The sequence below is a fragment of the Avibacterium endocarditidis genome, from assembly GCF_002921145.1.
Classification (GTDB): domain Bacteria; phylum Pseudomonadota; class Gammaproteobacteria; order Enterobacterales; family Pasteurellaceae; genus Avibacterium; species Avibacterium endocarditidis.
The window spans coordinates 1-20,247 of sequence record NZ_PQVI01000086.1 but is presented as its reverse complement, the minus strand read 5'-3'; the positions used below and the strand labels follow the sequence as shown (position 1 = coordinate 20,247).

36 protein-coding genes are annotated in these 20,247 nt (G+C 42.0%); all 36 read right to left on the bottom strand.

Annotated features, from left to right (window positions below; translation table 11 throughout):
* Positions 1 to 24 precede the first annotated feature (24 nt).
* The 36 genes from C3Z13_RS11685 to C3Z13_RS06795 all read right to left on the bottom strand — a co-directional run bounded on the left by C3Z13_RS11685 (position 25) and on the right by C3Z13_RS06795 (position 20,065).
* Complete coding sequence (locus tag C3Z13_RS11685; protein WP_181022027.1) at positions 25 to 198, bottom strand: hypothetical protein; 174 nt, start codon at positions 196 to 198, stop codon at positions 25 to 27.
* Positions 198 to 887, bottom strand: coding sequence for a phage adaptor protein (locus tag C3Z13_RS06960; RefSeq protein ID WP_103855455.1), 690 nt, complete (start codon positions 885 to 887; stop codon positions 198 to 200). The genes C3Z13_RS11685 and C3Z13_RS06960 overlap by 1 nt, the downstream gene beginning before the upstream one ends.
* Positions 884 to 1,537: a phage adaptor protein gene (locus C3Z13_RS06955; RefSeq protein WP_103855454.1), complete on the bottom strand. Its 654-nt coding sequence runs from the start codon at positions 1,535 to 1,537 to the stop codon at positions 884 to 886. Before C3Z13_RS06955 ends, C3Z13_RS06960 begins: the two co-directional genes overlap by 4 nt.
* Positions 1,537 to 1,725, bottom strand: a complete 189-nt coding sequence (locus C3Z13_RS06950; RefSeq protein WP_103855453.1) for a hypothetical protein — start codon at positions 1,723 to 1,725, stop codon at positions 1,537 to 1,539. The genes C3Z13_RS06955 and C3Z13_RS06950 overlap by 1 nt, the downstream gene beginning before the upstream one ends.
* A 66-nt stretch (positions 1,726 to 1,791) precedes the next feature.
* Positions 1,792 to 2,385 (bottom strand): hypothetical protein, encoded by a 594-nt coding sequence (locus C3Z13_RS06945; RefSeq protein ID WP_103855452.1) that lies wholly within the window; start codon positions 2,383 to 2,385, stop codon positions 1,792 to 1,794.
* Between the two features lie 13 nt (positions 2,386 to 2,398).
* Entirely contained in the window at positions 2,399 to 3,355 is a 957-nt protein-coding gene (locus C3Z13_RS06940) for a hypothetical protein (RefSeq protein WP_103855451.1), read from the bottom strand.
* A 13-nt stretch (positions 3,356 to 3,368) separates the two neighbouring features.
* Positions 3,369 to 4,346 carry a cell envelope integrity TolA family protein gene (locus C3Z13_RS06935; RefSeq protein WP_103855450.1) on the bottom strand — a complete coding sequence of 326 codons (978 nt, stop codon included), beginning with the start codon at positions 4,344 to 4,346 and terminating at the stop codon, positions 3,369 to 3,371.
* A 64-nt stretch (positions 4,347 to 4,410) separates the two neighbouring features.
* Positions 4,411 to 4,668 (bottom strand): hypothetical protein, encoded by a 258-nt coding sequence (locus C3Z13_RS06930; protein WP_146256881.1) that lies wholly within the window; start codon positions 4,666 to 4,668, stop codon positions 4,411 to 4,413.
* Between the two features lie 32 nt (positions 4,669 to 4,700).
* Entirely contained in the window at positions 4,701 to 4,868 is a 168-nt protein-coding gene (locus tag C3Z13_RS11680; RefSeq protein WP_181022026.1) for a hypothetical protein, read from the bottom strand.
* A 29-nt stretch (positions 4,869 to 4,897) separates the two neighbouring features.
* On the bottom strand, positions 4,898 to 5,335 hold the full coding sequence (locus tag C3Z13_RS06925) for a hypothetical protein (protein ID WP_103855448.1): 438 nt from the start codon (positions 5,333 to 5,335) through the stop codon (positions 4,898 to 4,900).
* Positions 5,336 to 5,349: 14 nt separating this feature from the next.
* Positions 5,350 to 5,565: a hypothetical protein gene (locus tag C3Z13_RS06920; protein WP_146256880.1), complete on the bottom strand. Its 216-nt coding sequence runs from the start codon at positions 5,563 to 5,565 to the stop codon at positions 5,350 to 5,352.
* Positions 5,566 to 5,747: 182 nt separating this feature from the next.
* The gene (locus C3Z13_RS06915; RefSeq protein ID WP_103855446.1) at positions 5,748 to 6,515 is read right to left on the bottom strand and encodes a hypothetical protein; all 768 of its coding nucleotides are present in this window, start codon (positions 6,513 to 6,515) and stop codon (positions 5,748 to 5,750) included.
* A gap of 1 nt (position 6,516) precedes the next feature.
* Positions 6,517 to 6,939: a hypothetical protein gene (locus C3Z13_RS06910; RefSeq protein WP_103855445.1), complete on the bottom strand. Its 423-nt coding sequence runs from the start codon at positions 6,937 to 6,939 to the stop codon at positions 6,517 to 6,519.
* Between the two features lie 44 nt (positions 6,940 to 6,983).
* Complete coding sequence (locus C3Z13_RS06905; protein WP_103855444.1) at positions 6,984 to 7,808, bottom strand: hypothetical protein; 825 nt, start codon at positions 7,806 to 7,808, stop codon at positions 6,984 to 6,986.
* 12 nt (positions 7,809 to 7,820) lie between these two features.
* Positions 7,821 to 8,489: a hypothetical protein gene (locus C3Z13_RS06900; RefSeq protein WP_103855443.1), complete on the bottom strand. Its 669-nt coding sequence runs from the start codon at positions 8,487 to 8,489 to the stop codon at positions 7,821 to 7,823.
* The gene (locus tag C3Z13_RS06895; protein ID WP_103855442.1) at positions 8,479 to 8,763 is read right to left on the bottom strand and encodes a hypothetical protein; all 285 of its coding nucleotides are present in this window, start codon (positions 8,761 to 8,763) and stop codon (positions 8,479 to 8,481) included. Before C3Z13_RS06895 ends, C3Z13_RS06900 begins: the two co-directional genes overlap by 11 nt.
* Complete coding sequence (locus tag C3Z13_RS06890; RefSeq protein WP_103855441.1) at positions 8,760 to 10,706, bottom strand: hypothetical protein; 1,947 nt, start codon at positions 10,704 to 10,706, stop codon at positions 8,760 to 8,762. The genes C3Z13_RS06895 and C3Z13_RS06890 overlap by 4 nt, the downstream gene beginning before the upstream one ends.
* Complete coding sequence (locus C3Z13_RS06885) at positions 10,693 to 12,237, bottom strand: terminase large subunit (RefSeq protein WP_103855440.1); 1,545 nt, start codon at positions 12,235 to 12,237, stop codon at positions 10,693 to 10,695. The genes C3Z13_RS06890 and C3Z13_RS06885 overlap by 14 nt, the downstream gene beginning before the upstream one ends.
* A complete protein-coding gene (locus C3Z13_RS06880) occupies positions 12,215 to 12,673 on the bottom strand; it encodes a hypothetical protein (protein WP_103855439.1) in 459 nt (152 codons plus the stop codon). Before C3Z13_RS06880 ends, C3Z13_RS06885 begins: the two co-directional genes overlap by 23 nt.
* 6 nt (positions 12,674 to 12,679) lie before the next feature.
* A complete protein-coding gene (locus C3Z13_RS06875; RefSeq protein ID WP_103855438.1) occupies positions 12,680 to 12,940 on the bottom strand; it encodes a hypothetical protein in 261 nt (86 codons plus the stop codon).
* A 93-nt stretch (positions 12,941 to 13,033) separates the two neighbouring features.
* On the bottom strand, positions 13,034 to 13,297 hold the full coding sequence (locus C3Z13_RS06870; RefSeq protein WP_103855456.1) for a plant Invertase/pectin methylesterase inhibitor family protein: 264 nt from the start codon (positions 13,295 to 13,297) through the stop codon (positions 13,034 to 13,036).
* Between the two features lie 32 nt (positions 13,298 to 13,329).
* Complete coding sequence (locus C3Z13_RS06865) at positions 13,330 to 13,584, bottom strand: hypothetical protein (RefSeq protein ID WP_103855437.1); 255 nt, start codon at positions 13,582 to 13,584, stop codon at positions 13,330 to 13,332.
* A complete protein-coding gene (lysC, locus tag C3Z13_RS06860; protein WP_103855436.1) occupies positions 13,568 to 13,786 on the bottom strand; it encodes an Rz1-like lysis system protein LysC in 219 nt (72 codons plus the stop codon). Before lysC ends, C3Z13_RS06865 begins: the two co-directional genes overlap by 17 nt.
* Positions 13,761 to 14,093 (bottom strand): DUF2570 family protein, encoded by a 333-nt coding sequence (locus C3Z13_RS06855; RefSeq protein WP_103855435.1) that lies wholly within the window; start codon positions 14,091 to 14,093, stop codon positions 13,761 to 13,763. The genes lysC and C3Z13_RS06855 overlap by 26 nt, the downstream gene beginning before the upstream one ends.
* Positions 14,066 to 14,587 carry a lysozyme gene (locus tag C3Z13_RS06850; RefSeq protein ID WP_103855434.1) on the bottom strand — a complete coding sequence of 174 codons (522 nt, stop codon included), beginning with the start codon at positions 14,585 to 14,587 and terminating at the stop codon, positions 14,066 to 14,068. The genes C3Z13_RS06855 and C3Z13_RS06850 overlap by 28 nt, the downstream gene beginning before the upstream one ends.
* The gene (locus tag C3Z13_RS06845; protein WP_181022025.1) at positions 14,584 to 14,829 is read right to left on the bottom strand and encodes a hypothetical protein; all 246 of its coding nucleotides are present in this window, start codon (positions 14,827 to 14,829) and stop codon (positions 14,584 to 14,586) included. Before C3Z13_RS06845 ends, C3Z13_RS06850 begins: the two co-directional genes overlap by 4 nt.
* Before the next feature lie 432 nt (positions 14,830 to 15,261).
* On the bottom strand, positions 15,262 to 15,666 hold the full coding sequence (locus C3Z13_RS06840) for a hypothetical protein (RefSeq protein WP_103855432.1): 405 nt from the start codon (positions 15,664 to 15,666) through the stop codon (positions 15,262 to 15,264).
* Between the two features lie 2 nt (positions 15,667 to 15,668).
* Positions 15,669 to 16,019 carry a RusA family crossover junction endodeoxyribonuclease gene (locus tag C3Z13_RS06835; RefSeq protein ID WP_103855431.1) on the bottom strand — a complete coding sequence of 117 codons (351 nt, stop codon included), beginning with the start codon at positions 16,017 to 16,019 and terminating at the stop codon, positions 15,669 to 15,671.
* Positions 16,016 to 16,297, bottom strand: coding sequence for a DUF1364 domain-containing protein (locus C3Z13_RS06830; protein WP_103855430.1), 282 nt, complete (start codon positions 16,295 to 16,297; stop codon positions 16,016 to 16,018). Before C3Z13_RS06830 ends, C3Z13_RS06835 begins: the two co-directional genes overlap by 4 nt.
* The gene (locus C3Z13_RS06825; RefSeq protein WP_103855429.1) at positions 16,298 to 16,933 is read right to left on the bottom strand and encodes a DUF1367 family protein; all 636 of its coding nucleotides are present in this window, start codon (positions 16,931 to 16,933) and stop codon (positions 16,298 to 16,300) included.
* Between the two features lie 122 nt (positions 16,934 to 17,055).
* A complete protein-coding gene (locus C3Z13_RS06820) occupies positions 17,056 to 17,658 on the bottom strand; it encodes a DNA N-6-adenine-methyltransferase (protein ID WP_103855428.1) in 603 nt (200 codons plus the stop codon).
* Positions 17,658 to 18,335: a replication protein P gene (locus C3Z13_RS06815; RefSeq protein ID WP_103855427.1), complete on the bottom strand. Its 678-nt coding sequence runs from the start codon at positions 18,333 to 18,335 to the stop codon at positions 17,658 to 17,660. Before C3Z13_RS06815 ends, C3Z13_RS06820 begins: the two co-directional genes overlap by 1 nt.
* Positions 18,335 to 19,072: a replication protein gene (locus tag C3Z13_RS06810; protein ID WP_103855426.1), complete on the bottom strand. Its 738-nt coding sequence runs from the start codon at positions 19,070 to 19,072 to the stop codon at positions 18,335 to 18,337. Before C3Z13_RS06810 ends, C3Z13_RS06815 begins: the two co-directional genes overlap by 1 nt.
* Positions 19,069 to 19,311, bottom strand: coding sequence for a helix-turn-helix domain-containing protein (locus C3Z13_RS06805; protein WP_103855425.1), 243 nt, complete (start codon positions 19,309 to 19,311; stop codon positions 19,069 to 19,071). The genes C3Z13_RS06810 and C3Z13_RS06805 overlap by 4 nt, the downstream gene beginning before the upstream one ends.
* 43 nt (positions 19,312 to 19,354) lie before the next feature.
* On the bottom strand, positions 19,355 to 19,795 hold the full coding sequence (locus C3Z13_RS06800; protein ID WP_103855424.1) for a YmfL family putative regulatory protein: 441 nt from the start codon (positions 19,793 to 19,795) through the stop codon (positions 19,355 to 19,357).
* Between the two features lie 48 nt (positions 19,796 to 19,843).
* Complete coding sequence (locus C3Z13_RS06795; RefSeq protein WP_103855423.1) at positions 19,844 to 20,065, bottom strand: hypothetical protein; 222 nt, start codon at positions 20,063 to 20,065, stop codon at positions 19,844 to 19,846.
* Positions 20,066 to 20,247 lie beyond the last annotated feature (182 nt).

Genomic DNA, 20,247 nt, shown 5'->3' with positions numbered 1-20,247 from the left:
AAAAACCAACTCCGCTGAGTTGGTTTATGACGTTTCGTTACAATCACAATCTGGTTTGCACCTTGATGCAAGTTCCACAATTTGTCGCTCAATCACGCGTTCTGTTGGTCGGGGAATTTGGATTTTCTCTGCCAATCCCACTTCTTTGTTTTTACAAGCGCACTTTTTGCATTTCTCTAAGATTTTGCATTTCCCCATTAGATCCAAGCCTCCCCAATCAATGATTGTGTGTCCGTTGAGAAATCACGCATTGTGTCAATTTTTGCCTGAGCTATTCCCTGCTTAAAGCGTCGCTCATAAACCATCGCCATTTGCGGATCAGTAAATTCATAGTGACGCATTAACAATAAATCAGCCAATGCGCCATTCACCACCACATCGTGGTAGCGGTCGTAAATCAGCTTATCCACCTGACAGGCATTTTGCGTGGGTATGGCAAAATAATGCACAAAGAGATGCCGCTCCCTATCTTGCATAGGCGGACGTGTTAGAATAATTTTATCGCTAGGCTCAAACGCCAAATTTTCATCACGATAGCCAGCCAAAGGTTTATAGCGGAAATAACCTTGTTTACATTTGCCAAGAGAAATATTATCCACATAATGCACTTGTTCATTATCACCGCAATGCAGGTAGTAATCTTTTACCCCTGCTTGCACATCTAGGCTCACTTCTCGCTTAAGTAGCCAGCTATCCCTTGCCAGTTGTTGGCAGGCTTGGCGAAGATATTCTATCGCTACATCATCGGGGACGCCTTTGGCAACCAACGTAACGCGTGGCAGGAATAACTCCAAATCCACAAACTCAACGTCTCGCCCCACATTTTCGCAAGAAAAATTCACCGCACTTTGTTGACTAGTGATGGGCTTTAAGCAACCGCAATTCATTTTTTACCCCCTTGCGGTACTTTGGTTCCGTGAATAAAACCTTGTCGCACCTGCTCCTTAACCATTATGCTTTCTAAAAACTGCTTGTAATGAAAGGCAGACTTTTGCTGTGAAGTGGCGCTTTCTGTTTCCGCACCAAATAAACGGTATAGCGCATAATCCACTAACGCAGAATAATGCTCAGTAATCGCCTCATCTAATGGCTCATCTTCCTTGATCTTAGGCATCACCGCACAAGTCATTCTTGCATAAACGGTTTCATTTGGGCTAATTGGTGGGCTGACGGTAAACTGATTGTCCGTGTTAGGTACTTTGCTGTAACTGCGTGTTTGGCTTTGTCGGCCTGTGCAGTTACGTTTACCAAACGCGGTTGCCGCACTTTCATCAACGGATTTTAGTTTGGCAATAAAGTTACCCTGTGCATCAGTAATCGCATCCACCGAATAGAGCAGATCACAACAGCAAGGTTGTTGTAAGTCGCTGTCATCAAGCTGTGCCACAACAGTTTTCAGAAACTTATTTGGGTTTAAGCGAAAAAGCTCTTGTAATCCCTCATTGAGATAATCAATAATCAGCGGATCTTCAATTCTATCGCTGTCGATGTCGTTGTAATCGAACCGCACTCGTAAAATAATATCCGCAAGATTCATTAGTTAAGTTCCTGTTCTACATCATCCGTGCCAATCGACACTTTGGCTTTGCGAGCGGTTTTGGTTGTAGGTGTTTCCGCTTGCACGAATTGGCTTTTTTGGTGGCTGCTTAAAAGATGATTGGTGGTTGGGTTATAGCTATCGAACTTTAACCCATTCACTTGAGAACGAAAAATTGTTTTATCCATTGTGATTTCCTTGAATGAAATAAAAAGTGCGGTGAAAGTTTTGAATTTTTCCACCGCACTTTTTGATTAGTAAAATGATGGCATCATATAGCCTTCAGGCTCAAATCGACGTGCAAACTGGATTTGTGCCTTTTGTAGTAAAGACGGATCTTGCGGTAATGCCACAATTTCTAAATCAATGGCATCTACTTTGCTGTTGTAGCCATTCTCCACAATCGTGGTGATTTGCGTGAACGCATCAACGGCCGCAGTATCTACCTCTTCGACTTCTTCTTGATTATCAACGCCACCGCACTTGGTGTAAGTGGATTGATAAATCTTGCCTGAATAATCTGCCCCATTTGCGGCCACAAGGTTAAATTTAAATCCTGCAACTGGCTCACGGAAATCCATAAAAATCGATTTCACGTTAGCGTGATTTGGTTGTAAGAAAATGCGAAGTTTATCGCCTACCTCAAGATCCGTTGCATCTTTGTCATAACGGCGATCTAATTCGTGCAACAAGTCTTCCCAAGTGATTTTATCGCGGAAATGGTAGCCATCTCTGCTATCAGGTTGCAAAAAAACAGGCAATTCATTGTCAGTATCAACCGAGCAACCCTTGCAGCTATTGCCATATTCAGGGGCGATGCCCCCTTTCGCTAAAATATAAAGTGCCATAGTATTACGCTCCTTATTCTTCTACTACAACGGCAGCTACAACAACAGATGCACCTGTTAATGCAACCACATCAAAGTCAAATTGACCAACCAACCAAATATCACGCTTGATAGTTTGCCATTCAAGGAAATCAAGGGACATTGGTGCGGCAATGTGTTCAGGGTTTACCATCATTACATATTCCACACGTTTACCATTGCCCGTTTTGTCGAAGGTTGGCATTGCGATAGTTGAATACAATTCCATTCCTAGCATTGGTGAAGTGATACCAGTGATAAGCGGATTATTATTCAAACAACAGCCCGCACCTAATGCAGATTGTTCATCAAGCACTAAGTCATAAAAACCTGGTGTTGCCACCACTTTAACTAAACCACAGTTGCCCGCACTTTCGGTTAACACGCGTTTCATCCGTTTTAACACGGTTGAAGCTTTAGTATTACCTTCACCTACAACAATTGGGTTGTCTGAGCTACCTAAGTTGATATTCTTTGAGTTACGCCCAGCTTTCGTCCCTACGTTATAGCGATAGGCGTGTGCCATAATAGAGCGTAAACCATAGTATTCCACTTCGGCAGCCAAAGCTTGCCCAATTGACGTTTCATAGCCACCTTGTACGGTGTTCCAGCGTTCACCTAAGCGTGTTGCTTCACGGCGAGAGAATTTCTTCTCAAGATCGATGTTTTGACACAGGGTGATTTCCCCTGATTTAAACGGATTATTAGGTTCCCATACTTCTCCGTTCCAGTTGCCACCAGTAAAACCGCCCACTGAAATATCAGTGATGATGTCATACACGGCTTTAGGTGCTTGATCTAAGCCTAAGTTTTCAATGCTGTACTTAGGATTTACGATTTGCAGTAACACCGAATGACGGCACGTTTCTGCAATAATAAGATTGAGGTTTTTCTCAGGGACACGAGAAAGCGATGCACCGCTATAGTCAGCGGCCTTGATAACTGCTCCCATATTATTTCCTTATTTAGTCAATGTCATATTCATCCTGAAGCTTGCGTAATTCCTCCGTTTGTCCGGTGTTCATTAAAATCCGCATTTTGCTGATAACTTCAGGGGTTAGTTTCTTTTTGCCTAAACCAGCTTTTCTATTCATCGCTGTGCCACTATTACTCGGTGGTGCCGTAACAGCTGGCTTAGAGGGGTGTTGAGATTGATTGAACTCATCCACTAAGGCGCGGAACTGCGGAAGTTTCTCAATATCATAGGTTTTGCCGATATGTCCTACAAACATTGCAGCGGTGTTGCCATAAAAATCTACCACCTTGCTATTTAAGAATTGTGTGAACGCCGAGTTGTTCATCAACCCTTGTAGCTCTGGTACGGTATCATTTAAGGCTTGGATAAAGGCTTGTTGGCGAGTTTGTTGCGCTTGTTGTTCTTGCGCTTGTTTTAACCGCTCATCAACGATCTTGCCAATATCTTCAGGCGGTTGCGTAGGTGGATTAGCTGGCTGACGCAGACGATCTAACAGTTTTTTCCCAGTGGCACCGAGTAGCGAAATGATTTCCTCTTCTTCAGTTGTGCTGAGTTCATCTTCTGCTTTTTGTGGTGGTTGGGTTTCGGGCTGTTTTTGCTGCTCAAGTTGCTGTTGCAACGCTGCGAGCTTTTCTTCTGCTTCTTTCGCCTTTAGCTCCGCTTGTTGGCGAGCTTCAGCTTCTGCAAGCAAGCGTGCATTGGTGCTTTTATGCGCTTCTTGCTCTTTGTTTAATCTTCCTTTCCACGCCTTAACATCGTTATCTTCTTGTTCGATGTTGGTTTGTGGTGGTTCAATCTGTAGTTGCTCAGATTGTTGGGGAACTTCTTCAGGGGTAGCAGGGGAGTTATCTTGTTCCTGCTCGTTATTTTCGATATGCTCACTTGGTTGCTTTTCGTCAGTGGCAAGTAGGGCTTGTCGAACCTGTGTGGGTAAGTTTCCGTATTTTTCTAAGTCTTGATGTTCCATTGGTCTTTCCTTTAAGAGATGGAATAAAAAAGCCATTCAAGATGAATGGCTTTCAGGGTGAGCGTTAAATGCTAGATGGCATTTCCGTTGTCTTTGGCGATTCACTTTCTTTAAACAGCTTGCCGGCAATTTCTGCCAATGCGTGGGCATAATGCAGGTACTCTTGCCGTAACTCAGGGTTAAGCTCAGTACGAACTTTGGTGTTGTAAGCAAGCCATTCTGAATATAAAAACGCCTGTAAGAGATAAGATAAGTTTTCGTCTATGGATAACCGATGCCGAATTTCGGTCAGCTCAGACTTTGAGCTGGTGGGCGAAAACATCTGTTTCCACAGCGGTGAGTCAGTGTTTTTCATTATGAATTACAACCGCTACAACGTTCTTTGCGTCCAGTTTGTTGTAATGGTTTTCCGCTATTGATAATACCGGCTACTTTTGCCGTGCTATCTTGAAAGCGTACTCCACTATTACCATTGGCTGGTGTTTTTACGTTACGGCGGTTTGCTAAAGGACGTAATGCCATATTGTTTCTCCCATAAAAAAGCGACTGGATTAACCGCAGTCGCATTGTCTGTTTTTTGCCATTACTGGATCATCATAGTGATCGAGTATGACCTCATTGTTGCCGTGATACTCAAAATAGTAAGTTCCCGCATCATCAATGTGAATAGCAGGATCATCAGCAGTTAAAACTACCGCTTGCTTACATTTTTTGTAGGGCATTTTGTTCACATTCACCACTAAATCTGGCTCAATAATGCAAGGGCAACAATCGTCCGTTAATGCCCAATTTGGATTACCGATTGATTGCACTCTTGCAATATGCACCGTTACCGTTTCATCACCTTCCAATCCCCACGCAATCACGCGCTTAGGTAAGCGGCGAACTTCAATATTGCTTGATGTGGGATAAAGTGGATTAAGGGTGAAGCGGGGGGCGTTAGATTGAGTTGAATTTGTCGTGATTATGGTGTGTGTTTTAATTTTCATACACCAAGCTACCTTTACCATTTTGTTGGCGAAACATCAGAAGTTGGAGCCAACAACTGCTTTACTCCATTTTGTTCATCAATAACAGCGCCATATACTCGTTTTGTAAATCTCTCTACAGGATCTGCATTTTGGCCCAAAGAAATGGAAAGTAGGTTATTAATCCTCTGATCCCAACCTTGATGTGCAATAATATGACACGCTACATTACTTTCAATAAATGAATTCAAAATATTAATTTCTCCCCCGTTGAGGATGAAGAAAACCTGTAATAGAAATTTGGTTACCTTCAACTAGCTTACGCGATTTCTCAAGTGTAAATTCTTTAGTATCTTTAAATGTCATATTTCCCACACAAGATAATCTACATTGGAATAAACCGACATTAACGCCATCGCGTTGAAGAATTCTACTAAGAGATCCATATTTCACTTACGTTAGATTTTGCTTCAGGATGCTTTCTAATTTGGACATTTAAGTCATTACATAAATTTATCCCATAGAAATTAACTTTGCATCCATTTGACAAGGAAATACAAGGCATATAAACATACGAAGCTTCTTTTGTTGATGGTGGAGTCAATTTCATCACAACTCCAGTGAATTTTACTATTGGCGCTGTACTTTCTCTTGCTACTATACTAGTAGCTGTAGTTCTATCTCCACCAGCTCTTTCCATTGCCGCATCAAATGCTCCCCCATAAGGAAATATAGATAAATGCCCTGGCTGAACAAAAAACTCATCACTTGATGAGCAGATATGTTCCTGTTCTGTATGCAGATGTATTTCTCGATATGTTCCTTTTACCGCAAACGAATTGGCATATTTTATTGTCCTTAACGGTTTGTTAATTGTTCCCGCCCCTTCAATCTCATAAGGTGATTGATCTACCCCATTTACCGAATCAACATAAAGCACCTCCACCTCTTTCGGAGATTTAGACCCCACATAAATACCATCTTTATGCACTTGTAGTAAATTATCTTCTAATTTTGATATACGAATGCTAAGTTGTCCCGTTTTATCATCAACCTCAAGAAGCTGACTATTAATATCAATGTTATACTTGCCTGTAGAATCATCCCATAATAGCCCCTTACCCATATTCACAGGAGAAACCACAGCAATATCGCTTTCGATCTCCGTGTCTGAACCATTTCCTAATTTTTGATGTGCCATACTATGCTCCCTGATTAACTGCATAACCAATTACTTTGCCGGCTGCATTAACAATGCGTGCAGTTGAAACATTGAGCTGTTTACTTCTTTCATCAAAATTAAGCCCATTACCTGCTAACGCATTACCAATAACGCCACCAACCTTTTCTGTATCTACACCTAGTTTACCTTCTTCGTTAAACTTAAGTGTTTCATCTGGTGCTAATGCAAGTGGGCTTTCTTCAGTACCGTTCCCATTAATTCCTGCGTTTGGTTTTACAGAAACTGCAACATCACCAGCAATTGCTTCTTTAATTTTCTCAACGGTTACTTTCCCAGCTCCTTCGCCACCGCTCTTATCTAGTAACGAATCTTCTGCGGAAACCGCTTTATCATCTTGCTCTTGTTGTGAATCTTTAAATTGTTTACAAGTTACGAATGCCATATTTGTTCTCCATAAAAAGTCTTGTTATTAAACAAGACTATGTGTTAATACGAACTACCTAATGGTGCCGTGATAAATACTGCCGAGTCATCATTCGTACCATCGATGCGAGTGAGTCCAAATAATGATGAACCACTAGGACCACCACTGAATGAAATTCCAATCTCTCCTGCATTAACTACATTACGGTGTCCATGGCTATCAGTTAAACGAATAGTGTACATTCGTCCACGACCGATTAATTGACTATCTAACACTTCAAGCGTTGAGCCAGAACCATTCACCCAGAAATAATCTGGCACCATTGTTTCTGGTACGGTGTTTTCACCCGTTACATCATACACAGCTACAACAGCTTTCACATAGTTGTTAGTCTGAATGACAGTTAAGTTACTTATCCCCCATTGTGGTCTAGGTGCCGGCTGTCGCTCTATTGATTTTGCTTTATCTCTAGCTTCTGCTAATTGAGCTTGTGTAATAGCAAGCTCTGATCGCGCTTGAGTTAATAACTCTCGCATTGAATCAAGCTCTGACTGAGCACTTTCTGCTTGAGCAGTTATTGATTTGAGTTCTGCTTGTGAAATAGCCAAATCAGATTGCGCTGTAACTAAATCACTTTGAGTTCTCGTCAATAAGTCTGTTAAATCTGTAATCTGTGAAGTTAAGTTTTCAATCTCGCTTTCAAGACCTACAATTTTTGCTTCCAGTGCGGAAGTGTCAGCCGAATCTCCTTTTTCCTGACATTCGGCTAATACAGATTGAACCTGCTCTAATTCCTTTTGGGCTGCAGCTAAACGCTGATAAAGTTTGCCTTTTTTACAAGGCCAGTTTATTTCATCAAGTAATTCGACATAAAGTTTTAAACCCATATTTTCTCCCTTTTAATTACATTGGATAATCTCTGGAGCTGTTGGCGAGTTATTTACCGCATACCCCACAATAGTCCCGTTACACTCCTCAATAGGTAATGTATGCCCATCGCCTGCAGTGGGATAGGCATAACCAACGAACTTTTCACAATCGTAAATTTTAACCGTTGCTTCTGGATCACGCGTTTCATTTGGGTGAAATAAATACCCCATAAACATCACTCCACAACAATCCCCATCATCTAAACTAATCGGCAATGGCACACTAGCCTGATACCCACAAGGAACAATGCCTAGCTCTTTGTCACTAAAATCAGTGCCATTAATGGGTTCTATCGTGACGGTTAAGTCAGGGCTATGCTGATTATTCACCACCGGAATATAATTCCCTGTGTAACGAATCACTAGCGTTGAACGCTTTGCCGAAAGAGTAGGTGTGCAATATCCCAGCTGATAAGGAATTGCACTGGCTATTTCTGCTGGCGTTGGTTCAATAATGCAGCAACCTTCGCTCTTATAATTTCCTTGATTAGAGCAATAATTCACACGCTTAAAGGTAATGGTATCAAGCGCATTTAGTCCATATGCACTCACTAAAACAGCTTTTGAACCTACGGAAAAGCCTTTTGGATCAATGCTGGCAGGTGAGATAATAGAAATAACATTTGGATTACAACTCATTTTGCCCTCCATATTTCCAATCAATTAAGTGCGGTACAATTTCTAGCAATTTTTGGTAATTTACTCCTTTTCTCGGCGTAAATAACATTGGTGGTTGCCACCATAGCACTTTAAAATTTCCTGCATACCCACCCTCAGTAAAGGTTAATAGTGTCGGCGATTCATTAAATTTGACATCGCAAGTGCCAGATTGAACTCGAATCACCTTTCCCCATCCATAGCGATCGTGCCAAACCTGATCGTTTTGTTTTACATCATCTAAGTCAATTTTCATTGCATTACTCTCAAGCTCCTTCCGTCTAGCCCGTCTGTTGGGCTTTGCATCTGAATATTATTTAAATCGGACTGCACGCCATCACTCGGCATATAACGGTCAGTGTCGATCCCTTTTGATTTGAAATAATCCCGAACAAGATCGCGATAAAGCTGTTCTGGGAGCATTCCTTGCTGAACAATTTGTCCAGCTTGTGGCACAAGCCCTGCCAGCTCTTTGGATTTATTTAACTCAGCCTCAAGACCAAGCAATCCTGTTGCCACAATTTTGGCATCTGCTTTAATTGACTTATCTTTACTGGTTACCAGGTTTGTCGCATAAATCAGCGTAATTGCTGGGCGAATAAAGTACTCGTCAATATTTAATGCACAATCTTTTAAACCTAATACGGCATTATCAGTCATCATTGCTAAGCCACCTAAGGTTTGCCCAGCGCCTTGCAATCCCGCATTCCCATTCAAAAATGAAGGCAATCCGCACTCGTCATCGGCAAGACGAATCTCGTTTGTCATCTGATTAAATAGGGTTGGAAATGTTGGGGTGATTTGATGTTGTTTAATGCCGTTAAGATAGCCTTCCTTGGTTGGGTTCGTGTAAACCCGATGCAACGGTTCCATCGTTACATCTTGCGGGCTGTCAAAAGCAGCCGCATCAATTTCTAACATCGGGCCTGCTGCATAACGTGTATTAAGTAGCATTGCATATTGCGTGCGGTTTATAGAGATTTGTCTGTCATAAACCATCATACCTACGCTAATCCCATAAGGCTCTCCTGCCACCCGTTTATAGCTGGCTGAAAAATAAGTACGTTTACCTTTTGGGTGAGCCACAATGTTACATCGGATAACCCGATGATTGCATACTTCGATGTCCGCATTAAAATACTTAAATTTTTCGCTTTCTTGGATTGGTACACCATAATCAATTAAGTCTGCACCACGAACAAGCATTTGGCATCGCAAGATATGAATTTCGTCATCAAGTAAGCTATTATCCAATGTACCACTTTCATTTGTGTCAATGCCAAGCCATTGGTTGTCGCCATTTTCGATAATGTCTTTCAGCACTTCATCAAAATAGCCTAGGGTTTCATTGCCAATAAAGCCCGCCAGTTGTGCTTTCGTTCGTTTCGCGAGTTCGATAAAAAATGAACCGTCTTGCGCATTAGTTGCATCAGGTGAGAAATACGCATTGCTTGGTTCTACACGTCTAAATGTTGGGCGAATAACAATCTTTTCTTCGTATTTATCGTTTTTCCATACCTGATCGACAACAGCTTCATTTTCATAGCTGATCACCATTACAGGATAAAGCGCCAAATCCAATAAGGCTTCCGTCATTGCGCCTGTAAAATTCCCTTCGATAAGCTGATCTTTAATTAACCTTGCCATTTTAGTTGTGGCTTCACTGGCGATTTTAAATTCTTCTTCGCGCAATGTTTCTTTTGCCTGCTTGCTTTGCTCCTCAATAAATTTGGCAATTTTCGGATGTAATAAAAAGCCATCAGTTAAGGCTTCAAACGGCAAATTATTATCCAATACCACTTCAGTGAGCTTTGCTTTTACTCGCTCAAAACCTTGCTCTTGCTTGTCTTTTGGTAGCTCTACAATTGGTGTGGGCGCAATATCAAAAGGTGGATTTCTGTGATTAATATATTTTGAGCGGATATAGCTCGATACCATATTGGCCTTATTTTGAATTAACCCAAAATAGGTTTTCATATTTTTTAGATTGGCCAATTCTTCGGGTTCGTGGATTTTGTTATAGGCGTTATACAAGCGATAAAACCAACTCTCCACCGTCTTGCCTTGTATCTCCATTCTCGCACGATACCCTTGCGCAATCCTAAAATTATCCATCACCCTTTCGGCAAGTTTATCGTGGATTTCTTCTTGCGTTTCTTCATCTTTGGGTAACGCAATTTTTTCGCTAGATGTTTCCATTTATCATACTCCCGCCACTAGTTGGCGTCCGTCTAATGCCATCATACTCATCAGGTTGCGGTGAGCGTGGGACAATATTTTTTAAATAAAAGGTCATCGCCAAAGCATCGCCTACATCGGGAGAGCGTGGTAGTTTCTTTTTGGCGGTGAGCAATAGCCGATCTTTGCTGTCATAATCATATTTAGGCAACAACAAATCACTAGCAAATAAATCGTTATCCGGTATATCTGCCCCTGCATTAAGCCACTCACTCATCCGATCCCACATTTCTGCACGCTTATTAACATAAGCATCATCATTGTCAGCCGTATTGCTAGCAATTGCCTCAAAGATTCGCTCTCCAAAACCTAGTTGATTTAACCTGTCATAAACACCAGCACCAATGCCTATCGTATCGACAAACACCGCATCGGCATTAAACTCAGTAATAAATTTCGCACAGCGCTCTGCCACCAGCATTGTATCTGGGATTTTTAAGCGTAAGGCTTTAATTACTTTGCGCCCTTGTCTAATAACTACTCCTGTACTGTCTTTACCACGTCTTGCAGGGTCAATACCCATCACAATAGGCCCAATCGGCTCATAGGTTGCTTTGCGTGCTTTGGTTACACTATCGCCACTCACTAAAGAGCCATCTGCGGACTGAAATGCTTCTTCTGCCGTGATAGGATATTGCTCGGCAAACAACGCAATTTTTCGATCTTCTGAACCTTTAAACGACCTGATTTTCGACTGCCGCCAAGCTAATTGCTCATCGCTAATGCCGTGCAAACGTTGGTAATCCAATTCTTCTTCGGAAAACTTCACGCCTTCCGCACTGATGGCATATTCTTTCATCACCGTCCAAGGATAAAAAACCGGCTCAAACTCACTTTCACCACGCAGAGCCGCCTCCCAAGTTGCGTGGAAATAATCACCAGGGCCATTTGCCGTACTCTCCAAGAAAATCATTGAGCCTTCGCCCGTTGGCACGGTTTGCATTACCCCTGCCGTCATATCTTCTTGGTTTTTTGAGCGGGACACCTCAGACCAATGCAAACACTGGATTGTTGAGCCGTGTCCAACGTTTTTACTCCCTGCCGTAGCAGTTTTAATTGCGCAATCAATCCCCGTAAAAGCTAACTCATTAACACTGGCACGATTAGCAGGTGTTTTAAACGTCTCAGGTGTATAATCGTGATAACGCTTAGTTATCTCAAATAATTCTTTTGTCGAGCTATCTAAGTGCGTTAATACCAGAGATTTTGTCCCTGCGTGGTTAATCGTCCACCAATAAATTAATGCTTCAATCAGGGTGGAAAACCCCATCTGCCTTGCTTTTAAAATGATAAAACGCGCATAACCTTTAATGGTCATAGACTCAATAAAGCGATTAATAAAATCCGTCTGCGCCTCATTTGGTACAAATCGAACTAACCCGCCTTTTTTCGGACGTATCCATAAGCAATCTGCTGCAAAACGCAAAAAATCGGCGCGATAAATTTCGCTCAAGCGCCGAATAATTTCATCATCCGTTAGTGTTTTGCTCATATTCGCTTAATCTCTTTAACCAATTTTCACGGTCGAACCCTTCCGATGTTGCCTGATTCTCCGTGCTTGCTCCCAAGGCTAGGCGAGTAACGGACTGGGTATCTTTTAGCGCCCCTGATAGTGCTTTAAGCGCAACAGGGCTATCTATAGTAGGCAGCAACTCAATGATTTTATTATTAATCAGCTCTGCTGTTTTAACGCAATCATCATCAATTTGAGCAAGTTTTGCGGCTCGATTATTAACCGAAAATTCAATGCTCTTGTTTTCCGCATCTTTTCCGATCAATTTCCGTTCGTCTATCCACTTCCCTTGCGCGACTTGTTTCGATAGCGATCCATAAGGTATTCCGTATTTTTCCGCAAATTCTTTTGCGGAAAGCGAAGAATTGATAAACTGAACCTTAATTGCTACCCAGTCATATGATTTCTTCGCCATCTAACTTTACCCCGCCAAATAACCAATTAGTCCACCAAGCAACAACCCGCCCATAATGCGATAGCCTAAGCAGCACTGACAGTCTGTACCATAAGCAAAAAATAAAGCAGCCTTTTTGAGCTGCTTAAACGGGAATGGCAATTCGTCTGCTGGCATCGAGCAAATCCAAGCAATTTTCTGCCCTCCAAATTTACTCACTGCTTCGGTTCCCACCACCTCATCATAGTCATTGGCATAATGCAATCCTGCACAAATACTCTCAGCCAATGCTTTTGCTTCCTTAACGCTTGATGCCGTAATGTAAAATGATTGCTCTTCGCCATTATGGATATAAGTAACAAAAGTTATAGTACTTCATCATCAAATTCCATAAGTTAATGCTTTAACCGCCCACATCTGAGCATCAAGAATGCGTTTTTGTGCTTCCTCGATAAGCATTTCTTTTGTTGAGTTTAGTGTACCTTGTGCAAAAGCATCTTGTTTATGCGCCTCAAGCTGATCAATAGCAAAAGCAAATCGCTGCTTGCAATCGTGTACATCTTGTCTCGCACCAACGTTAAAGGTAATACCAACTAATTTCTCACCGCGTGTAAAAGGTGGCGTGGTTTGTTCTTGTTCTGTCATATCTTCCTCACTCATTTGATATAAGTTAATTCTTATTTAATTTCTCCGGTGATGCGGATTTTAAACATCGGTTCATACTCAGGATTGTTAATATTTATCAATCCCTCAATAAAAAATCCTATATGATCTGCCGCAGTCAAAACCCAATCAGGAATAAAGTTAGCTGCAACGATTTCTGGAGCTTCGCTATTGATGTCTTTAACATAAACGGGAATATCCCAAAGCCGTCCGTAATGCGTGAAGCCTTCTTCAATCAATTTCTTTTTCGACTTATAAAGCATTCCCATTTAATTTACTCCATTCAATCACGCCACTTAATCGCCCTGCACAAATCTCACGCTCTTTTTGTACTATACGCAAATAAACAATCGCCTCGCCGTAAGTTGAACCTTGAAAAGCAGTTTGTTGGCAAGGAATTAAGTAAATGCTAGGCGGTAAAATAGGCTCTGTTTTGATGACTGATTTAGCGCAACCGCTTAATAACGTCATTAGGCAAGCGCTGATTAGCACAGTCTTGCACTTTAATCGTTTTGTAAATGACTTGAATGTCTTCATCTGCTTTCTCTCGCTGGGTTTGTTCAAGTGCGGTCTGTTTTTCGGTGGATTTTCGCTCATCATTTAACTGCCTTGTTTTTTCCGCTAAGCTATGGTTAAGTTGCTGTATGGTTTGGGCTTGCGCTTGATTTTTGGCTTTTAAGCTACTTATCATCTGTGACTGATACCAAACCCAACCACACAAGCCTAAAATCAGACAAAGTGCGGTGAGATTTAGCCACGTTTTAAACTGGTTAAACATAGTGCTTTCTCTTTTTCACGGCGGGCTACCAAACCTTTAAGCACTTTCCCGCCAGAATATTTCCAGCGCGGGAATTGCTCACATATTGCAGCAATATCACCTTGTTTTGCGTAACGGTAAATCGTAGATGTTTTGAGCTTGCTGCAACCTACGTTAAAGGTGAGTGAAGTTAATGCCTCAAATGCGCCTTGTGGTAAGTTTCTACCATTAGCATAACGATTGACACACTGTTCCGCAGTCTGAATATCTTTCGCCCAACGGTAGGCAATCTCTTTATCCGAATAAACCTTGCCAAAGGTAATATCGCCTGTTGACCCAATTCCAACCGTCCACACATCAGCAGGGCATTTATACGGCTCACGCATACAGCTTTCCGCTTCGCCGATTAATTCCATTCCCTTTTGCGTAGTGCGGATTTCGTCGGAGTGATTAAGCATTACTAAGCCAATGATTGCTACAACCGAACAACCCGCAATTTTTTTGAAATGCTTCATTTAATATCTAGCCCTTTTTTCAATCTCGCCACTGTGAGCTGATGGATTTCTTCCTTACGTTCTTCATCACGCTTTCTCGCCCGCCAATCACAAATACGTTGATATAAATTAGCAAGTGCGGTAACAATACCGATGGCGAGGCTCAACATCATTAAATTTTGTTGATCGCCAAGCCAAGCTAAAAAGCCACCAAAGCCTGACCAAAGATAGCTTTGCGTCCCCATATCTTTCATAGTTTTCATACTCCGCCCCATTTCGGGACAACAAAAAAGCCCACTTGTTACAGTGAGCTATAAGTTCTGCTAAGATAGAGTTTCCACGCAATAAAATAGCAGAGGTTTAAAATGATTATACGAATTTAAGTAAGACTCGAAGATTTCGTACCGCCTGAAACAATACACTTACCGTTGCAGACTCTTACAGTATAAGCACATTTAAATTTCATCTTCAAATTCTCATAAAGTGCCTTGAGTAAATACTCTGGCACTTCTTCGCCGTTAATCTTAATTTTTCGCCTAATGTAATTTCCATACTGTCACCTAAATAAAAACCCGACCGTTTCCGATCAGGGCTGTTAAAATTCATTCGTGCGTTTTAAACGTGCAAAACCGCACTATAGACAAAATGTTAGTGTTTTAGTGCGCACTAGTCAAGTGTTTTCACAAAAAATATGCTTACGCAACAAAAATACAGTTATTTTGGCTTAACATTAACATCAGTGATGTTTCTGCTATTTTTAAGCGTTCAAAATAAGTGCGGCGACCGATCCCAAACCTTTCCAAAATCCCCATTCTCACTAACGCACGATTGCGATCGTACTCATTATAAAGTGGCAAACGGTAAGCATAAGTTGCCATAAACAAATCATAAAGCTCAGGTGTTGCTTTACGCATCACTAGCACGCAACGTTCAATTTCCTCAGCCAATGGCTCACTGATTGGATCTGCTCGTCTTTTGCTCTCATCAATAGGCACGGGTATGCTCACCGAAAGGCAAGGATATTCTGTGCCTAATCGTGGTGTAGCCCAATAGCCCCATTGGGTGCAAACTTTTTTAATATCGTTAAAAACTAATTCCATTATTAAACAATCTCCCCAATAACAACTTCAATCTTTCCACCTTTAACCGCTCCGCATTTTTCGGCACTTAATTTAAAGATCAAACTATCATCCTTAATCACTCCCGCTTTGACGAGAGCGTCAAGCAATGCTTTAAAAATATTATCAATATCTCGCCTGCGGTTATCGGGTGGGTAAATTGCAATATTCAGTGCCACCTTACCCGCAAAGTGCGGTGTATTTTTTGTGAGATTTTTCACTGTTTGCTGGTAGGCTTTGCCTTGTGTCGTCACATAATGCACGCCAGATTTTGTATGCTTCCAGTAATGATTTACTGTAGGCGGGTAAGGGAGGGTTAAAGTTAGCTCTCTCATAGTTTTCCCTCTCGTTCAAGTTGCACAAGGGTTCGCATTACACCTTCTGCGTGAGCTTGGCGCACAAAATCCGCTTCTAATTGACGAGTGCGGCGATCGATTTCATCGTGGCAAGCGCCACAGGCCCATGCGCCGATTAAATCATTGGGTTTCATTCCCATGCCGTTAATTCCAGCCATACGATAATGAGCCAGCACCACGGTATCAGGATTAAAATTACAAATACCAGGCAACCGCACTTGACAATCTCGCCCTTTGGCTTCTTTGCGTAAATTCATCTAACCTCCAAACGCCATCAACTGATTAATCTTATTCTCCAATGCCCATTCATCTTGATAGATATGGCATAGGGTTTCATTCCAAATCACGCCATACACGCCCTTGTACACTTCGTTGAATTTTTCCTGTGGCAACTTATCAAAGGCGATAGACCAGCGTGTTTTTATCGTGCCGCCATCTTGGCTTGGTTTAATGTCATAAAAACCTGCTTTTTTCATCACGTGATCGAGATAGGCTTCAAGGGTTTTCATTCCCTCATAATCCAATTTTGCTTCACGATTTGACCGCACTTTGGCTAACACTTTGTCGGCAATGGGTTTTGTGATGTTGGAATATAAATTCTCATCATTAGCCGCTATCGCAATTTCTTTTGCCACGGCTTGGGCAATCCATTCTTCCGCCTGAGTTAAAACGCTAAATTCTGGCTGCCAATATTCATAGCCTGCATCAAGCAAGGCAAAAAATTTCTTGTGATGCTGGTAATTGCGATTATGAGATAACGGCACAATTTTCACCGCACTTCCAATCGGTAATGACTTCAACAAATTGCGATCGTAATCCGTTTCTGCCACAATCGCCCCGTTGGCATATTTCACCGCGTGGATCTCAGTTTTGCGACGTGTTTTACTTGCCATACCCACTTACCTTAGTCTTCAATCCCTTCTCCGTATTTAGGGCATTTTCTATCCATTAAAACCTGACTCGAGATAAAATCGCAAAGCAAATTATCAAGGCCCAAAAACTAACCGCTAAACTTTCATAATCCATACCCACCTACCTTTTTTACAAAATCCAAACTCACCGAACGCTGTACAAAATCTTCCATTGCTGGATCGAACACCACAACCATTTGCCCTTTGCTGTTGCCTTTGATTTCTTCACCTGTTACCGGGTGGAGAAAATTAATGCGCCCGCCGACAATATCAATCACTTCATTGGCCACGCCGTGAATATGGTTTTGATACCATTTTGTGGATTTGTCGTTATTGAGCAACATCACCACCAAATAACCTGCATCGCGTAATTCCTTTGCTCGTTGCAAGTAAGGCGTAACGTTGGAGTAAGGCGGATTAACGAAAATGCGTAAGTTGCCGTTACAGGTTTCCGCAACCACATCAAGCAATCGCTCGAATAAATCCTCGCCCAAAAAATCTGCCGCAATAGGGTATTTTTCACCCCAAGGCGATTCATCGGGATGTTCATAATCTTCAGGTGCTGGTTTACCGATGTAACGATAGGTCAAAGCGTTTTCATAGGTCGCGCAACCGTCAATATCAAACCAGTTAAAACGCCGTAAGAGCCAGTCAAAAACATATTTCGGTGTGCGCCACGTGTCTTTATCGAATTGTTGTTCGGTCATCATTTCATCCCTAAAATCGCTTTGCATTTTTCAATGCCGTGTTGATTAATTTTTCTTTGCACTTCAGGCGGAACAAAGCTCGGTTTAGCTGGCAAGGTGATTTGCGGTTTAGGCAAAGTTTCGCCCGCTTCCAAGCGTGCTGCCATCGCTTTCAACGCTTTGCTCACTGCTTTGCGCAACTTTTCTTCCGTTGCCTCACGATTGTTGCAATACAAGTCTGTGAGCAACCAATATTCCGCATCGCTCTCAAATTGGAATTTGTGGATTTCCAGCATTCCGCAGCCTTGGAATTTCTTCAGGCGGTCGTAAAGTTCGTCTTCGCTCGGTAGCCCTAACGCTTCAAAACGGTCTTGTTTGCACCAAGTGATAAATTGCCCCACGCTCGGGAAAAACGGTTTATTTTCACGTTCCGCTTGGGCAATGCCACGCTTGAATTGGGCTGCGCTAGTTACCCCGTTATTCACCAAGGCTTCAAGCCAAAGGTGCTTGGCTTCTTGGTAGCCTTCTTCACCGTCAAATGCCGCTTGCCAAGCGGGGAATATTGCTTTCAGGCGGACGAACAGGCGATCGACAAATTTGGCAACGTGCGGTGGGATTTCTTGCTTGCCCACAGGTGCGTGATAGTTTGGCTCACGCCCAATCGCATTTTGCAGTTGTGTTACGGTAATTTGGTTCATCAATACCCCCGAATCTCAATGGTTTTGCCACGCCACCAGCTATCGTCATCATCGCTGAACTTTGGCTTTTTGCTGTCCGCCGTTTTCCAATCCCAATCAGCTTGAAAGCCTTGCCAGCCCCGTTCAATCATCATCGCCACTACCTCCCCAAGTGGCAATTTGGCTAAATCCGCTTGTTTTTTCAGTCGTGCCATCGCCGTGTTGGTGATAACCGCACGTTTGGCTTTTCGGTGTCGGATAAAATCTTCAGCAAGCTCCCCCTCAATGCCAAAACTTGCCAAAATTTCCACCGCACTTTGCGATTTTTTTTGCGAAGTTTTTTTAATTGGTTTTATAGGAGTGTTTTTATTGTTATTTTGTGTGTGAACTTTTTTCACAGGATCTTGTGAACTTTCTTCACAGGCGCTATGAACTTTTTTCACAGGTGAACTTTCTTCACTAGTGAACTTTTTACACAGGTTAGGCGTGAAAACATTCACCCCTCTTGCCCCTTTTTGGCGAGTTAATAACCCGATTTCTGTTAAATGATTACAGGCATCAATCACCGCTCTGTTACTCAACCCTGTCATTTCCATTAACTGAGAGATAGAAATCGCGTCGCAATCTTTATTCCAGCCTTTTGTCTTACGCACAATGACTAAGTAACATTTGAGTTCCGCACCAGTTAAATCTCGAATTAAATCATCCACCACCACATTAGGCAGCTGGAACGAATTTGGAATAAATTGATTGCTCATACACCCTCCGCTAGCCAATAAGCCTTATAACGCTTGCCAGAATTTGGATCTTTCATCATCTCGTCTGTGATGGGATAACCCTGTTCACGCAAATCCAAAATGCGGGCAGAAAGACGCATACAGCCAAAGCGATTTAATGCTTCAAGTGCGGTGATTCTTTTACCTGTTTTTAGATAAGCCAAGATTTTGTTACATTGGCTTTGACTTTGTTTTTCATTTGGATTAATATTTTCCTTCATAGTTAATTCCTAAATTGATTAGCCACCGTGTCCGCGGTGGTTTTTATTGCTTATGAATAGCAATCGCCACTTCGATCGCTTTTGCCGTGGTCTGTTGTGATTTATGCAACAACTTATGCAGCACATCTTGTTCTTCCTGTGTCAGCACGCCATCGCTTAAAAATTCGTTGAGCTTGGCAAATAAAATCCCACGCTCTGCTAGTTCTTGCAGTTGTAACTGCGATAGCTCGACTAAGTCAGTTTCGTTTTCGTTCGGTACAGCAAAACTCACCTTGCCTAAACGCCGATTGATTTCATCCGACCAATCACTTACGCCATATTCAAGCTCAATCGCAATCAATTCTTCGCAGGTGAAACGCTGTCCTTTGGTTTGATAAAGGCGGTTATTTAGCGCCTGTTCTGTCATACCAAGAAAGCCCGCAACGGCTGCTTTTCCGCCTTGGCACTTCTCTATCATTTCAATAATCGTTTTCTTCATTGCCATAAATTCCTTGTGGATTTTGTGGTTTTGTTTTTGGGTGGGCTTGGTAAATTAGCGATTAGCTGGATTCGCTAGTCGCTTAATGTCGTCAGCCGTTATTTTATTATTGAGAGCATTAGCTAATTTCTCTGCATATTGCGTTTCTCCCGTGTAATCTGTTCTTGGCAATGCATTTGAAGCTCGCCACTTATACACAGCCCGAGAAGTAATACCGCATAATTGAGCTACATTTGAAGCTCCAATATGGTCAATAATTTGTGTAAGTGTTTTCATAATTCCTCATAAAAATATGAACATTAAGTACATAATAAATCAGAACTGAAAGTACTTCAATATTTATTTATAATTGAACCGATGGTACGGAGATAAAAAATGATTACAGAAGAAAAATTCAGAGAGAATTTTGCTAAACGATTAGATCTTGCTTGTAAAGAAAAAGGTTTAGCAGAATGGGG

Coding starts and splice junctions, on each gene's coding strand:
- C3Z13_RS11680 (WP_181022026.1), bottom strand. CDS start 4,868: ATGGCATTACGTCCTTTAGCAAACCGCCGTAACGTAAAAACACCAGCC.
- C3Z13_RS06955 (WP_103855454.1), bottom strand. CDS start 1,537: ATGAATCTTGCGGATATTATTTTACGAGTGCGGTTCGATTACAACGAC.
- C3Z13_RS06900 (WP_103855443.1), bottom strand. CDS start 8,489: ATGAGTTGTAATCCAAATGTTATTTCTATTATCTCACCTGCCAGCATT.
- C3Z13_RS06940 (WP_103855451.1), bottom strand. CDS start 3,355: ATGGGAGCAGTTATCAAGGCCGCTGACTATAGCGGTGCATCGCTTTCT.
- C3Z13_RS06795 (WP_103855423.1), bottom strand. CDS start 20,065: ATGAAAACACTTACACAAATTATTGACCATATTGGAGCTTCAAATGTA.
- C3Z13_RS06845 (WP_181022025.1), bottom strand. CDS start 14,829: ATGAAAACTATGAAAGATATGGGGACGCAAAGCTATCTTTGGTCAGGC.
- C3Z13_RS06905 (WP_103855444.1), bottom strand. CDS start 7,808: ATGGGTTTAAAACTTTATGTCGAATTACTTGATGAAATAAACTGGCCT.
- C3Z13_RS06930 (WP_146256881.1), bottom strand. CDS start 4,668: ATGTTTTCGCCCACCAGCTCAAAGTCTGAGCTGACCGAAATTCGGCAT.
- C3Z13_RS06885 (WP_103855440.1), bottom strand. CDS start 12,237: ATGAGCAAAACACTAACGGATGATGAAATTATTCGGCGCTTGAGCGAA.
- C3Z13_RS06925 (WP_103855448.1), bottom strand. CDS start 5,335: ATGAAAATTAAAACACACACCATAATCACGACAAATTCAACTCAATCT.
- C3Z13_RS06880 (WP_103855439.1), bottom strand. CDS start 12,673: ATGGCGAAGAAATCATATGACTGGGTAGCAATTAAGGTTCAGTTTATC.
- C3Z13_RS06945 (WP_103855452.1), bottom strand. CDS start 2,385: ATGGCACTTTATATTTTAGCGAAAGGGGGCATCGCCCCTGAATATGGC.
- C3Z13_RS06820 (WP_103855428.1), bottom strand. CDS start 17,658: ATGACCGAACAACAATTCGATAAAGACACGTGGCGCACACCGAAATAT.
- lysC (WP_103855436.1), bottom strand. CDS start 13,786: ATGACGTTATTAAGCGGTTGCGCTAAATCAGTCATCAAAACAGAGCCT.
- C3Z13_RS06855 (WP_103855435.1), bottom strand. CDS start 14,093: ATGTTTAACCAGTTTAAAACGTGGCTAAATCTCACCGCACTTTGTCTG.
- C3Z13_RS06950 (WP_103855453.1), bottom strand. CDS start 1,725: ATGGATAAAACAATTTTTCGTTCTCAAGTGAATGGGTTAAAGTTCGAT.
- C3Z13_RS06805 (WP_103855425.1), bottom strand. CDS start 19,311: ATGAAGGAAAATATTAATCCAAATGAAAAACAAAGTCAAAGCCAATGT.
- C3Z13_RS06890 (WP_103855441.1), bottom strand. CDS start 10,706: ATGGAAACATCTAGCGAAAAAATTGCGTTACCCAAAGATGAAGAAACG.
- C3Z13_RS06910 (WP_103855445.1), bottom strand. CDS start 6,939: ATGGCATTCGTAACTTGTAAACAATTTAAAGATTCACAACAAGAGCAA.
- C3Z13_RS06895 (WP_103855442.1), bottom strand. CDS start 8,763: ATGAAAATTGACTTAGATGATGTAAAACAAAACGATCAGGTTTGGCAC.
- C3Z13_RS06850 (WP_103855434.1), bottom strand. CDS start 14,587: ATGAAGCATTTCAAAAAAATTGCGGGTTGTTCGGTTGTAGCAATCATT.
- C3Z13_RS06840 (WP_103855432.1), bottom strand. CDS start 15,666: ATGGAATTAGTTTTTAACGATATTAAAAAAGTTTGCACCCAATGGGGC.
- C3Z13_RS06800 (WP_103855424.1), bottom strand. CDS start 19,795: ATGGCAATGAAGAAAACGATTATTGAAATGATAGAGAAGTGCCAAGGC.
- C3Z13_RS06915 (WP_103855446.1), bottom strand. CDS start 6,515: ATGGCACATCAAAAATTAGGAAATGGTTCAGACACGGAGATCGAAAGC.
- C3Z13_RS06870 (WP_103855456.1), bottom strand. CDS start 13,297: ATGACAGAACAAGAACAAACCACGCCACCTTTTACACGCGGTGAGAAA.
- C3Z13_RS06815 (WP_103855427.1), bottom strand. CDS start 18,335: ATGAACCAAATTACCGTAACACAACTGCAAAATGCGATTGGGCGTGAG.
- C3Z13_RS06960 (WP_103855455.1), bottom strand. CDS start 887: ATGAATTGCGGTTGCTTAAAGCCCATCACTAGTCAACAAAGTGCGGTG.
- C3Z13_RS06830 (WP_103855430.1), bottom strand. CDS start 16,297: ATGAATTTACGCAAAGAAGCCAAAGGGCGAGATTGTCAAGTGCGGTTG.
- C3Z13_RS06810 (WP_103855426.1), bottom strand. CDS start 19,072: ATGAGCAATCAATTTATTCCAAATTCGTTCCAGCTGCCTAATGTGGTG.
- C3Z13_RS06835 (WP_103855431.1), bottom strand. CDS start 16,019: ATGAGAGAGCTAACTTTAACCCTCCCTTACCCGCCTACAGTAAATCAT.
- C3Z13_RS06865 (WP_103855437.1), bottom strand. CDS start 13,584: ATGGGAATGCTTTATAAGTCGAAAAAGAAATTGATTGAAGAAGGCTTC.
- C3Z13_RS11685 (WP_181022027.1), bottom strand. CDS start 198: ATGGGGAAATGCAAAATCTTAGAGAAATGCAAAAAGTGCGCTTGTAAA.
- C3Z13_RS06825 (WP_103855429.1), bottom strand. CDS start 16,933: ATGGCAAGTAAAACACGTCGCAAAACTGAGATCCACGCGGTGAAATAT.
- C3Z13_RS06935 (WP_103855450.1), bottom strand. CDS start 4,346: ATGGAACATCAAGACTTAGAAAAATACGGAAACTTACCCACACAGGTT.